Origin of the sequence: Clostridium algifaecis, assembly GCF_017874415.1 — a bacterium.
In the GTDB taxonomy this organism is placed as follows: domain Bacteria; phylum Bacillota; class Clostridia; order Clostridiales; family Clostridiaceae; genus Clostridium_B; species Clostridium_B algifaecis.
Genome location: NZ_JAGGLM010000013.1, coordinates 20,644 through 33,849 on the forward strand (window position 1 = coordinate 20,644; position 13,206 = coordinate 33,849).

Sequence of the window (13,206 nt, forward strand, 5' to 3'; positions counted from 1 at the left end):
ACATTTGTTCTTAAAATTATTGACAAGATAAATTTGCCAATATATACTTATAATTAGAACGAAAGTTCATAATATTATTCTAATTCAGAACAATATTTCTGTCAATGATAAAGTGTAAGGGGGATGTGTCATATGGCTATTTATGAAGGAATTCAAAGTAATAATATTAATGCTGGAATTGATAACATAAAAGATAATAAGAAAGTAAGTCCTAATATTTATCATAATACTAAGCTACTTTTAAAACTATACAATAAAGTTTTATGGAGAATAAATAATTCCTTTGAGGAGATAGAGGAAGATTGTATTTCTTTCTCTGGAAAGAGACTGGATGAACTATTACATAGTCTTACTGATACAGAAGAATTCATAACAGAAGCAAGACTTGAAAGTAGGCTGCAATCTATAGAAGATAGTAAAAGTATTATAAATTTAATTGAAAAAGCTCTACTTATGTTAAAGTCCTATCCTGAAAATGGAGAGAGGTATTATTCAATAATTTATAAGATATATATTTCTGCCTACCCTTATAGTGAAAGTGAAATAATTGATTATTTATGCTGTTCAAGAGCTACCTATTATAGAGAGAAGAAAAATGCAATTAATTTACTTGGAACAATACTATGGGGATTTTTATTTCCTAATTTCATGAAAGAAATTAAAAGCATAAAACTGATACAAGATTGATACTAAAAAAATACATAATTGGTACTGACACCATACTTTGATACTGCTATGATATATACAATGGCAATAGTATTAGTGTTAGAGGACATTTTATTTTGCAGTAAATTAAGTTTTTTAGACAAGAAAATCAGCATGGAAATTATAGAGAAAAAAGCACAAGCTGTAATGGATACATCTTGTGCTTTTTGTCTAGGATTTAAACACGCCTAAAAAACCCACTACCATAATAATCCAATTGCATATAGATTTCAATAGTTTTTGCGAAAATTATGAAAAAAAGTATCTTAATAATATTTGTAAAGACTCAATCCGCAAGGAATTAAATATACCAGATTCAGATAAGCTTAAGAAAAACGGAACTTTTGAACGTGGGATATTTTATATAGTTGATAATGATTTGAGATATAGCAGAATAAAAATACAAACTCTGCTTTGGGAAACAGCCTCCGGCGAAAAGAAATATATAAGCGTATTTCCATCATTCATTATTAAGTATAACAAGGTTTCTACAGATTTAATTGAGTTTATCAGTACCAATGTAGGGAAGGATGAGAATATTTTTGATTACATAGATGATTCTGGTGATTTATTAGAGTGTGAAGATATTTTGGCGAGGTCGTGTAAAAGAGTAGAGCATGCTGTAATAAGTAAAAAACTAACAGCATTATTAAGTGCAAAGTACACCGAAACTTTTAACAATACCATTAGCTTCATTAATTTTGTTGATTATAAAAAGCTTAATCTAAGATTTAAAGAAACTTATGTATTGATAATTGCAGCAAATATCTGCTTTAAGTCACTTATTTTAAATGGCGCTAGCCTTTCTTACCTCAATGAGTTTTTCAAATTTTTAAGATAGTTTCATATTCCATAAAATTATTCATTTCAAGGACAAGTTCTTATAAAAAGACTATTTTCATTTCTATTTTCTATCATTTTTATAAAAAAACTAAAAATTCAACATTTTTCTAATGAACCACCAACAATCTAAATTTCTACTATATTAAATTTTTATAATTATAGCAGCCGCTAGGCTAAAACAGCAAGAAAAATTTATTTTTATAGTCACTGTAGCTTTCGTAAAATGGAATTACAAAAATGAAATGAGGTGTTTTTAATGTTTGAAGGATGCATAAAGACTGATGATGCTGTCGCATTTTTTAGGTACACTGTTATTCTTCCTCTTTTAGAAGCAGATCCAGGAACAATAAGAAAAGTAGCTTATGAGTTGGCCCATACAACCTTCAATGATCCAGTAAATAAGCGCATAGTAACCTTTGGAGAAAGAACTATCTTCACCTACTATGCAAATTATAGAAAACATGGTTTTGAAGGATTAAAACCAAAAACAAAATCTAATAAAGGCAAACATCCATCTATACCTGAAGAAACTATAAAAGAAATATTAAGCTTAAAAGAAGAGCTACCGTGCCGTTCAGCGCAGAAAATTATAGCTATGCTGGAACTGGCAAATAAAGCTGAGAAGGATTTCTTAAAGGTTAGAACAGTAAATAGAATACTCAGTTTTTATGGATATACAAGAGAAAATCTATCTAAAGATACAAGAGTTTATATTAAGCATGAAAAGGAAGCTATAAACATGATGTGGGAATCAGATGTTATGGAGGCATTTTATATTTCAGATGGAGATGGAGCAAACAAACTTGTATATCTAATAGGATTTATAGATGATCATTCAAGGCGAGTTTTACATTGTCAATTCTATTTTGATTCCACGCTAACGCGTCTTGAAGATTGCTTAAAAAAAGCTATAACGAAGTTTGGTGTGCCTCAAAGTCTTTATGTGGATAATGGGAAAATTTTTATAGCTGAAAACTTTAAAATAATTTGTGCAAAGCTTGGAATAAAACTAAAATATTCAACTCCTTATCACCCGCAGGGTAAAGCGAAGATAGAGAGGTTTTGGCAATATGTCCAGAGTTCTTTTGTATCAGAAATTAAGCAACATAAATTAAATAATATTATAGAGCTTAATGATCTTTTCCAAGGATGGCTTAAGACAGAATATCACGATAAACTGCATACTTCCATCGGCAAAACTCCAGTGGAAGCGTGGATTAGCTCGCTAAACAATGGGACTAAGATAAACTTTTTTTCACCAGTACAGCTTGATGAAATATTTTTACATTATGCTGAAAGGACTGTTGATAAGTATGGAACAATTTCTTTTCAAGGTAACACATATGAAATTGATGGATCACTTGTAGGAAAGAGAATATCACTTAGATATAATCCTTTTCATTTGGATTATATTCATATTTACTATAATGATAAATATTTTGGAATAGCAAAAATAATAGATCTTAAAAACCAAAAACATAAAGATGTAGGACATATTGAAGAAGATCCTTGTGTTGATTCCGAAGTCTCAAAACAATATTTCGAGAATATAAAAAGCAACTATCAAGATTATCTTCAAAAACAAATTGATTCCTACTTATCAAAGGATTTAGTTGCTACTAATAAAGAGAAAGAAAACTCTGAAACGTCAGATGCTGAAGGTTTTAGAGCTCCTAAAGACAAAGACTACGTCATAGATAAAAATGAATTTGTTTCAATAGTCTCCCAGGCTTTAGATATTTATACTGTAACCTTTGCTGAGAAAGGTAAGCTCTACGAGCTGTGGGAAACCTTCAAGGAGTTTAATAGAGAAATTCTAATATCTATACTTAATGATATTAAGGAAACCACACCAGATTTTAAGAGGAATTTTCTATATTATCTGTCACAGCTCAAAACAATGTACCTATTAAAGTTAAGTGCTGAAAAGTAATAATCGGAGGTGATGTATTTTATACATAATTTTTATGCCATATTATAATTAAAATCCTTTCCACCAAAAGATGGAAATTAATTTTCTAGACTATTAAGCCAAGCCTTAGTTTCTTTCATTCTGTAAGAGTTTCCATTCATGTTAACAACATAAGATTTATGAGTTAACCTATCAGTCATTGCTGCAGTCATCACAGGATCACCAAATATTTCACCCCACCTATCAAAAGAAAGGTTAGTGGTAATTATTGTGGATTTTTGACCAGCTCTTAAAGAAATGTGAGTAAATAGGAGCTCCGCCCCCTCTTTATCAGAAGAGATGTATCCGAATTCATCCAAAATAACTAAATCATATTTAGAAAGTTTGTTTTGATAACATCTTAAATTTTTTGCTGATTTTAATTCTTTTAATTGTGTAATAAAAAGAGGTACAGTTGTAAATAATACTTTATATCCTTCTAAACATGCCTTTATTCCTAAAGCAATGGCAATATGAGTTTTTCCAGTTCCACAATTTCCAGAAAAAATTACATTCTGTCCGTCTTTTATGAATTTTAGGCTACTAAGATGCTTCAGTTTTAATTGAGCATCTGCTGGCAAATCCTCAATGGATATATCTTCTAAATACTTCTTATATGGAAAATTAGCTGTTCTAATTCTGCTTTGAGTTAAGTTATAGTTTCTTATATCGCATTCTTTTTGAAGGAGCCCATACAAGAACTCCTCATAACTAAGGTTACTAGTATTAGCATCCTCAATTGCTAGTTCAATATCACTTTTTATAACTCCTAGTTTCATTATTTCAGCGTATGTTTTGATATCACTAATAAATGAATTCTTAGAATCCATGATTATTCACTCCCTCATTAGTTTAAAAGACTATTGAAATCTTTTAGAATATTAAGTGAATTGTTCATAATTTCATCATTATGATCTTCTAAATATATAATTTTAGGATCATCTTTTCTTGAACAAATAAATTCAATTTTATCAACACTAATATTAGTTGGACATACTTCTTGTATATCTTTTATTGCATTATCAACAGAGACAAGCCCGTAATTACCAACTAATTCAATAAGCTTTACAAACTCTCGTTCATTGTTGTTAAAATATTTAGAGTAAATCTCTTTCAGGGTGGTATCCATTTGATTAAAGGCTGTGCTATTAACCAATGCCTTCGGCTTTCTAAAAAGTGTTTTAGCATAATGAGTAATATCTATATGCCATAGGTTAAGACCATAAACCTTATCATGTCTAGCTATCTCTTCTTGATTATAAAACACTAGAATTTTAGTAGTATATACCTTACAACGTACCATTGTACCAACATAATCATCTGGTACTGAGTAGTAACAGGAATCTACCATAATAGTTGAGTATTTGTTTACTCTTAGATCCGAAATAGTAGCTGTTTCGTATAAAGGCATATCTGGTAATAAGTACTCTCGTTCTTCGTCTAATAATTGAAACGGTGACTTATTAGAATTGGATAAGGTTCTTGAATTTAATTTATTTAGCACTTCATCAAGGTAGGCGTTAGCCTCATCTAATGAGGTAAATGTGCGTTCTCCTGAAAATGCTTTCCTTCTTATAAATTCAACACTTCTCTCAACATGCCCCTTTTCATTGCCACTATAAGCATTACAAAACCTAAATCTAAATTTATAATATAGCGATAGCTTTAGAAGTGCCTCTGTTGGCTCTTTTTCTGTATGCCCTACAAACTTTGCTACCGCAACTCTAGTGTTATCATATACAACTGTTCTATGATTACCTTTGATATGCTTAAAAAATGAGGCATGAGCTTCTAAAAAACATCCTGTATTCTGCTTTGGAAATAACCTAGCCCACCTGTAATTGCTATAAGCTGCTGTAAATACTGCTAATTGAAATTCCTTTATACTACCATCATTCCTTTTAAATTTAACTACCCCAAAATCAAATTCTACAATATCTCCTGGAGCATATTCTTGACGTATATACGCTTCGCGTTTTTTTCTTTCTATGCTATTTACAGCATTTACTACAGACGGATAACTAACGCGATATCCTTCTTCAAGCAAAGTTTCATACATATCTATTTTTTTCTTCTGTTGTTTAGATAATCCACTTAGACGCTTTTGCTCATTTTCTTTTAAAAATTGCTCGAGTCTTTCTATAACCTCATCGGTTAAAGCCTTTTTGACTCTTGGGGATGAAATATATTTAGGTTTAGCTGTTATATCATCGATAATATTTATTTTGTCTATTTCAGCCAAGTCATGATTAATTTCAATCAACTTATTTTCATAATCTTTAACATATTTTCTTATGGTTTCTCTGCATATTCCCGTTTCTTTGCTTATCTGTCTTTGAGATTTACCTTCTCTGATATGTTTTAATATAATGTCCTGTTTTTCATTCAAGTTTATCACCCTTTGCACTTCCTCTTATACCCAATATTATTACCTAAATATTGTTTGTATAAAAGGTTTGGAAAATACTAGTGGGCAGGTTTTTAATTATAATTTGGTACAGTTATAGTTTATACAATACAGGTGATAAATGTGAATACAAAAGTTCAAACATCTATATTGGAGCACTTTAAGCTTAGTTCAATACCATTTTTAGATAGAACTAAACAAAACTTTCAATATGAAGAGTTTAATCATAACATTAATCTTATATCTACAGTTTTTTATTCAAGACAGATTGCGGCTGTTACAGGAGCCGCAGGCTGTGGCAAAAGTTCTCTACTCTTTTATGCAGTTAATGATTTGGAGCCTTCTGAATTTAGAGTGGTATCTTCAGAACTTTCCGCTCCTAACAAAAAATCTTTGTACAAAACACTAGCTCTCAAGATGGGCATAAAACCTGTTTTTAATGCTGATGATATAAAAAATCAGATTTTTAATTTCTTTAACGAGGAAAATTCAATGGGTAAATTTAATTCAATTATTATTGATGAGGCTCATACTCTAAGCATTCCTATGTTTGATGAAATAAGAAGCTTTTATGATGAAGGAAGTAACTTTTCCCTAGTTCTTATTGGGTTACCAGCACTAAATAATCAGTTGAATCTTTCATTAAACCTACCACTAAAGCAAAGAATTTCTCTTTTCATAGAGTGCTCAGGTCTTAGTCTCGTAGAGACTAAAGAATATATCATGCATCAGCTTGATATTGCAAGGATTAAAGAAAATATTATTGACGAAAAGTGTTTTTCGCTAATTCATAGTTTAACTTCTGGAGCTCCAAGAAGAATAAATCAACTATGCTACGCATCCCTTTTGGAGGCCTATAAAGAAAAACAGTCCATAATCTCAGAAGAAATTATAAAGAAAGTGCAGGCGAAGTTGGCATATGTATAAAAATAAAGTACAAAAAAAACATAAAAATAATACGAAAAATACAAATTTGGTACAAAGGTTAAAGGCTACTGAAAGGTATATAAACCGCTTTCGGCTAGAGTTTTATTCTTTGGAAGATAGGCTTCTCAATTGTAATTCCTTGATGGAAGGAAGGATAGAATTTATAGAAGAGAAAATTGGCATTGAGCCATTTTAAGGTGATAATTTATGGAAGTAATAAAAAATCCAACAACAATAAAACTGCTGTCAAAGCAAATAATCTTAGCTTGTGATGAGTATCTTTCACTAAAGCTATCAGAACAGAAGTTAAAAGAGCTGATGCTTTACTATGCTAGTAATCATGGAAATAAGCTATTTAAAGGCCACAATCTAAACCCTACTGTTCTAAATCGTATTGGCAAAAAAAGAGCGGAGCTCGTTGAACACACCCTATAGGGTTTTCAAATTAGGCTATAAAAAAGAAGCACCCCTTTTTCTAAAAATAAATAAGGGGTGTTTCTTATTATAGATTTGCTGCTGATTTTCATGGCTAAGTTGCTGTAAATTGAGATGACTAATAACAGTAGTTGTTTCAGAAGTTTAGATTTAGGTTGATAATTATAAATATGGTGCTAGTATCTGCTGTTATCGTAATTAGCTTTTTCACAGTATATAATGTTACAAAACAATCATTGGAGCAGCAATCTGAAATAATTATGCATGGAATAGCTAAAGATGACGGAAAGATTACTAGTGTAAACGGTGATTTAAAAAATACTAAAAATCCAGCAAATATTATTTTAGATAAAGTATTTTGTACAAGAGTATCAAAAAACGGAGATGTTTTAGAATACTTACAAGTAAGTGATTTTAATCAAATGCTTATGAAGAATATCTCTATACAAGCACTTAGTGATTCTAAATTGAAGGGATTTTTGAAACATGAATCATATACATTTAAATATATAAAGGTGGAAAAGGAATATGGTTCAATTTTAGTGTTTTACGAAATAAGTAGTGAAAATTATATATTTAATAGAATATTAACTATTTCTATGATTGTATTTTTAATAAGCCTTATTTTTATATTCCTTATAAGTTTATATCTTTCTAATAAAGCAATAAAACCTGTTAAAGCTTCTTGGGAAAAGCAAAACATCTTTGTTGCAGATGCCTCACATGAGCTTCGTACGCCATTAGCAATAATTAAGTCAAACCTTGAAATTGTTATGGAAAACAAGGAAGAATCTATACAAAGCCAAGGTAAATGGTTATCCAATGTTGATAGAGAAATTGATAGAATGTCAAAATTAGTAGAAGAACTCCTATTTTTAGTTAGAGTTGATATGCAACATGAAAAAATGGTTTTTGATAAGGTTAATATCAGTTATGTTATAAATAATCTTATAGATAACTTTAAACCATTACTCAATAAAAAGTTCATAAATATTGTGAGTAATGTTGAAACTGATATTATAGCTATGGGAAATGAAGGAAGAATAAAACAATTAATAACTATTCTAATTGATAACGCTATGAAACATACTCCACAAGGAGGTATGATTGATGTTAAATTGATTGGAAATGAGAATTATTATGAAGTAATCATACGTGATAACGGTGAGGGGATTCCTGAAGATGAAATAGGTAAAATTTTTGAACGTTTTTATAGAGTAGATAAATCACGTTCAAGAAATTATGGTGGGGCAGGACTGGGGTTATCTATTGCAGATTGCATTGTAAAAGAGCATAATGGAAAGATTTCGGTAAAAAGTGAACTTGGGAAAGGAAGTGAGTTTAAGATACGAATACCCTACAAAAGGATGGAAAGGATTGATACAGATGGTTAGAATAGGTGACTTTTCTAAAATTGCAAGAGTTTCCATAAGGATGCTTCGACACTATGATCAAATAGGAATTTTTAAACCTGCATGTATTGACAATTTAACTGGATATAGAGGTTATTCTATTGAGCAATTGCCAAAACTCAATAGAATCATATTTTTAAAAGATATTGGATTTTCACTAAATGAAGTCAAGGAGTTAATAGATGAGAATATTTCTATTGATGAAATGAAAGAAATGCTTTTAAAAAGACAAAAGGATCTGGAAAATGAAATAAGTATGGCACAAATCAATTTGAAGACTGTAATGGATAGGCTTAAAACTATAGAAGATGAAAGAAATATACCTAGATACGATATTAGCATTAAAAGAACAGATAGTTATACACTAGCTTCACATAGAACTATAGTTCCTCATATGAATCAGATGGGTATTTTCTGCTATGATATGTATTCTAAATTGTATAAAGAACTTAATAAAATGAATATTACCCCAATTGGTCCAGAAATCACATTCTATTATAATGAAGAATACTGCGAAGCTGATCTTGATATGGAAACGGGTATTCTTGTTCCGCATACCTGGCTAGATATAAAAAATAAAAATGAATCTATTCTAATGTTTAGGAATATTGAAGCCGAGGAAAATATGGCTTTTCTTTTATATAGTGGATCATTTGATGGTATTGAACAAGCAATTATCGAATTACTTAAATGGGTTGCAGTGAATAATTGGCAAATTACGGGTGCGCTTAGGGAACTACATCTCTCAGGGCCTGCACACCCAGATGGTAAAGTGGTTGAAAATGCTATTGTTGAACTTCAAATCCCGGTTTCTAAAATTTTATAATTTGCTACTTGACCCTCACATTATGTGAGGGTTTATTATTAGTTTGTAAAATAGAAAGGTGGTTGATTTTATGATTATAAAAAAAGATTACAAGTTTACTTCAGTAGTATTTATGGCATTTTTTATATTTTTAATGGCTGGTTGGCTTACACTGATTAGTACATTTCAATTTCCAGATATTTTAAGAGAAAGTGTTATGGAACGTTTTACACTCTTTCAGGAGAACAAAGATATTATAGTACCTGCTTACTATATTATGTCCCTAACATCAATACTTCAGGTCTTTATGGCTGTTTCTATGTATCACCTTACCAAGAAAGGAAAATTTATTGATATCGTTTCACTAACCGCAGGTGTTTTATCTGGTGTGTTTCAGATATTAGGTTTCTTTAGATGGGTAATTCTTATACCTATGTTGTCAGATGCTCTTAATGCAAATGAAATATCCTCAGATATTATCTTTTTCTTTGAAAAATTTGCCAACACTTATCTTGGAATGACTGTAGGGGAACATTTGAGGTCGTTTTTTACAGGACTATGGGTAATATCTCTTGGCATCATTCTCATCAATAACTCCAGTTTTGATAAAAAGCTATCTATATTAGGGTTGGTTTCAGGTGTTGCTGTATTAGCGCAAAGTTTTGAGACTGTAAGTAGCAGTTTTAGTTTTTTAGGAGAAATAACTGCACCACTATGGGGACTTTATCTTGTATGGGTTCTTATAATGTCCATTACTTTATTTGCTAAAAAAGATGATAGCAGCTTGACTAAAGTTCATTGGGCAACATGGATTATTGGGTTAATCATTTATCTTGCAAATGTGATTCCATCATTTATGTAAAAATAAATTACAAGCTGCATATAAATTTGAATAGGAGGGAGTTAGATTATGAATAGTGAACTACATGTAGTGCTTGGAGCAGCGGGTTCAGTTGGTAAAAGCGTCGTTGAAGAGCTACAAAGGAGAAATTTTAAAATTAGAGCAGTAGAGAGAAAAAAGAAAATAAACGGAGTTGAAACTGTAAATGCAGATTTACTGGATTTAGAGCAAACAACAATTGCCTTAAAGGATGCAAGTTATGTTTACTTGTGTATTGGCCTACCATATAATACTAAAGTTTGGCAGGAAAAGTGGCCTATAGTTATGAAAAATGTTATTAGCGGATGTGAGCAAGCGCAAGCGAAACTTATATTTTTAGATAATGTTTACATGTATGGGCCAGCACCGTTGAATATTCCTTTTACAGAAATGCATTCAAAAAAAACTATTTCTAAAAAAGGTATGGTGAGAAAAATTATATCAGATATGATATTGGAAGCACATAGTGCTGGCAAAATAAAAGCAGTTATTGGCCGTTCGGCAGATTTTTATGGACCAAATGTTATTAATAGTCCATTGTATGTTTCATTTATTGAGAGAATGTTAAAAGGAAAAGCCCCTCAGTCCTTAGGTAAGACTAACATTAAACATACTTACTCCTATACAAAGGATAATGGTAGAGCCTTAGTTACTCTTGCAATGGACGACAGTACTTATGGGCAAGAATGGCATCTTCCAGTTAGTAAACCCATTACAATAGATGAAATTATTGTAGAGATTAACAAAGTACTGAATACAGATTTTAAGGCAACTGTTATTCCTAGGGTTATGTTAAAACTCATGGCCAGATTTATGCCATCCATTAAGGAAATAGAGGAAATGTTATACCAAGCGGATTATACTTACATTATGAGCGATGATAAGTTTAGAAAATATTTTCCAGAATTTGTGGTTACTGATTTTGAAACAGGTATTAAACAAATGATAAATTCATTTAAGAGTTAGGAGTAATTATGAAGGAAGGGTTGAATATGAGTAAAAAATTAAGTGTAAAAATGAATAGAGACTTTATTAAAAATTCACAATTAGGTAATAACTATTGGCGAAGTTTTGTATTGACTATTGTGTCAATTATAATTGCAGTTGCAGTTGTAAATTTTGCATGGTCATTAATTCTTCCTAGCAATATGTCAGATACTTTAATGGTGAATTTAATCAATATTATATTAATGGTTAATATCCTTGTTGCTCTGTTAGCTTTCAGGTTTGCATTTACAAAATTTCATAAGGGTTCTTTTAAAAGCATGAATAGCATAAAAGAAAGATTTCGTATCGGTGTCTATGCAATATTTTTTGTTTTAGGTCTAGTAATATTTTTCCTAAATAGTTTAATGACAAATTTCACAAATTTTCAAAATTTTATTAAAAATTTTCAATTGAATCAGTTTTTGATCTTGCTCATTCTATCTATCATTAGTTTGCCGATTCAGTCATATTTTGAAGAATTATTCTTTCGTGGATATCTGCTTCAGTTTTTTGGTGTGAAATTCAAGAGAATTGCAGTAACAATTATTATTAATAGCATACTGTTTGGATTGTTTCATATTGGTTATGGTTTAAGTAATTTCATTAGCTCTTTTCTATTTTCTACAGTTGTCTGCATAATTACGCTTCGTACATCAGGCATCGAAGCTGCAAGTGGAATTCATACAGCTAACAATCTTGTTATTGCATTATTTTTCCAAACGTTGAGCGACATAAAAGACATCCCATTTAGCTGGGAAATAAACTTTAACGAATTGTTTGTGGAGATTTGCACATTTGCCATTATACTTTGGTTTACATTTACTTGGGCTAAACAAAATGAAAAAAAACAAATACTTATGTCCAATAGTCAAGAAAGTTAGGAAATGATCAGAGATTTCGTATCTAAATTCCAGTGAAAATCTTATTTTTACTGGAATTATCTTTGTGTAACAAAGTAAACCACTTGCTAAGCAAGTGGAAGAAAAAAGGCTTATGCCGTTGAGCAGAAAAAAACTCCTATGTTAGAATAAATGCAGGTCTAGCCAACCGCAAATATAAAAACATAGGAGGATTGTCTAATGAAAGACACAAATAGTTTATCGCATACAACATGGAATTGCAAGTATCACATAGTTTTTGCACCGAAATATAGGAGACAAATAATATATGGGAAAATAAAAAGTGATATAGGGAGAATAATACGAAAGTTATGTGAGTGGAAAGGTGTAGAAATAATAGAAGCAGAAGCATGTCCGGATCACATACATATGCTAGTAGAGATACCACCAAAAATAAGCATATCAAGTTTCATGGGATATTTAAAAGGAAAAAGTAGTCTAATGATATTTGACCATCATGCAAACTTGAAATATAAATATGGAAATAGGGAATTTTGGTGTAGAGGATATTATGTTGATACAGTTGGAAAAAACAAAAAGAAAATAGAAGAATATATAAGAAATCAATTGCAAGAAGACTTGGCATATGAACAGATGAGCATAAAAGAACTAGTTGATCCGTTTACCGGTGAACCAGTAAAGAAGAACAAAAAATAGTCGCTTTAGCGACTGCACGAGAAAGTATGCGGGTGGCGGATCATTCAGAGGGCTTTCAGCCCAGCCAGTAACATGCCCTTATAGGGCTGAGCAAACCACCGGCTTAGCCGGTGGTCATGATTTTTTACACTAATTAATAGTAATGGTAAGTCTGTAGATCTATAGCTTGCAAAAATAGTTATAATTACCCATACCCAAGAAATTTTAATAATTAATTTCCAATTTTATTTATATATTAAGTCTTTTCAAATGTTGGATTATTCAAGTTATCCTCTATAGTAAATCTCTCATCTCGTAT

14 protein-coding genes are annotated in these 13,206 nt (G+C 30.8%); 12 read left to right on the forward strand and 2 right to left on the reverse strand.

The genetic code is table 11. The features are described 5' to 3' along the window. Positions 1–132 precede the first annotated feature (132 nt). The 4 genes from J2Z42_RS09805 to J2Z42_RS09820 all read left to right on the forward strand — a co-directional run bounded on the left by J2Z42_RS09805 (position 133) and on the right by J2Z42_RS09820 (position 3,481). Positions 133–687 carry a hypothetical protein gene (locus tag J2Z42_RS09805; RefSeq protein WP_008423901.1) on the forward strand — a complete coding sequence of 185 codons (555 nt, stop codon included), beginning with the start codon at positions 133–135 and terminating at the stop codon, positions 685–687. A gap of 60 nt (positions 688–747) precedes the next feature. After that, positions 748–897, forward strand: coding sequence for a hypothetical protein (locus J2Z42_RS09810; protein WP_209702459.1), 150 nt, complete (start codon positions 748–750; stop codon positions 895–897). Positions 898–922: 25 nt separating this feature from the next. Next, the gene (locus J2Z42_RS09815) at positions 923–1,546 is read left to right on the forward strand and encodes a hypothetical protein (RefSeq protein ID WP_209702460.1); all 624 of its coding nucleotides are present in this window, start codon (positions 923–925) and stop codon (positions 1,544–1,546) included. Between the two features lie 258 nt (positions 1,547–1,804). Then, on the forward strand, positions 1,805–3,481 hold the full coding sequence (locus tag J2Z42_RS09820) for a DDE-type integrase/transposase/recombinase (RefSeq protein ID WP_209702461.1): 1,677 nt from the start codon (positions 1,805–1,807) through the stop codon (positions 3,479–3,481). A gap of 77 nt (positions 3,482–3,558) precedes the next feature. On the opposite strand, the gene istB is transcribed toward J2Z42_RS09820, so the two are convergent. Both istB and istA read right to left on the reverse strand, forming a co-directional pair. Continuing rightward, on the reverse strand, positions 3,559–4,329 hold the full coding sequence (gene istB, locus J2Z42_RS09825) for an IS21-like element helper ATPase IstB (protein WP_209702462.1): 771 nt from the start codon (positions 4,327–4,329) through the stop codon (positions 3,559–3,561). Positions 4,330–4,346: 17 nt separating this feature from the next. Continuing rightward, positions 4,347–5,897, reverse strand: a complete 1,551-nt coding sequence (istA, locus tag J2Z42_RS09830; RefSeq protein WP_209702463.1) for an IS21 family transposase — start codon at positions 5,895–5,897, stop codon at positions 4,347–4,349. A 132-nt stretch (positions 5,898–6,029) separates the two neighbouring features. Between istA and J2Z42_RS09835 the strand changes: the two genes are divergently transcribed. From J2Z42_RS09835 to tnpA, 8 genes are all read left to right on the forward strand, one after another. Further along, complete coding sequence (locus J2Z42_RS09835) at positions 6,030–6,833, forward strand: ExeA family protein (RefSeq protein ID WP_209702464.1); 804 nt, start codon at positions 6,030–6,032, stop codon at positions 6,831–6,833. Positions 6,834–7,040: 207 nt separating this feature from the next. Then, entirely contained in the window at positions 7,041–7,268 is a 228-nt protein-coding gene (locus J2Z42_RS09840) for a TIGR04540 family protein (RefSeq protein ID WP_209702465.1), read from the forward strand. 170 nt (positions 7,269–7,438) lie between these two features. After that, positions 7,439–8,662 carry a sensor histidine kinase gene (locus tag J2Z42_RS09845; RefSeq protein ID WP_209702466.1) on the forward strand — a complete coding sequence of 408 codons (1,224 nt, stop codon included), beginning with the start codon at positions 7,439–7,441 and terminating at the stop codon, positions 8,660–8,662. After that, entirely contained in the window at positions 8,655–9,506 is an 852-nt protein-coding gene (locus J2Z42_RS09850; RefSeq protein ID WP_245331573.1) for a MerR family transcriptional regulator, read from the forward strand. Before J2Z42_RS09845 ends, J2Z42_RS09850 begins: the two co-directional genes overlap by 8 nt. 70 nt (positions 9,507–9,576) lie before the next feature. Next, complete coding sequence (locus J2Z42_RS09855) at positions 9,577–10,347, forward strand: DUF4386 family protein (RefSeq protein ID WP_209702468.1); 771 nt, start codon at positions 9,577–9,579, stop codon at positions 10,345–10,347. Positions 10,348–10,395: 48 nt separating this feature from the next. Then, on the forward strand, positions 10,396–11,331 hold the full coding sequence (locus J2Z42_RS09860) for an NAD-dependent epimerase/dehydratase family protein (RefSeq protein ID WP_209702469.1): 936 nt from the start codon (positions 10,396–10,398) through the stop codon (positions 11,329–11,331). A 26-nt stretch (positions 11,332–11,357) separates the two neighbouring features. Further along, complete coding sequence (locus J2Z42_RS09865) at positions 11,358–12,233, forward strand: CPBP family intramembrane glutamic endopeptidase (RefSeq protein WP_209702470.1); 876 nt, start codon at positions 11,358–11,360, stop codon at positions 12,231–12,233. Positions 12,234–12,431: 198 nt separating this feature from the next. Further along, on the forward strand, positions 12,432–12,908 hold the full coding sequence (gene tnpA, locus J2Z42_RS09870) for an IS200/IS605 family transposase (protein ID WP_209702471.1): 477 nt from the start codon (positions 12,432–12,434) through the stop codon (positions 12,906–12,908). Positions 12,909–13,206: the final 298 nt, after the last annotated feature.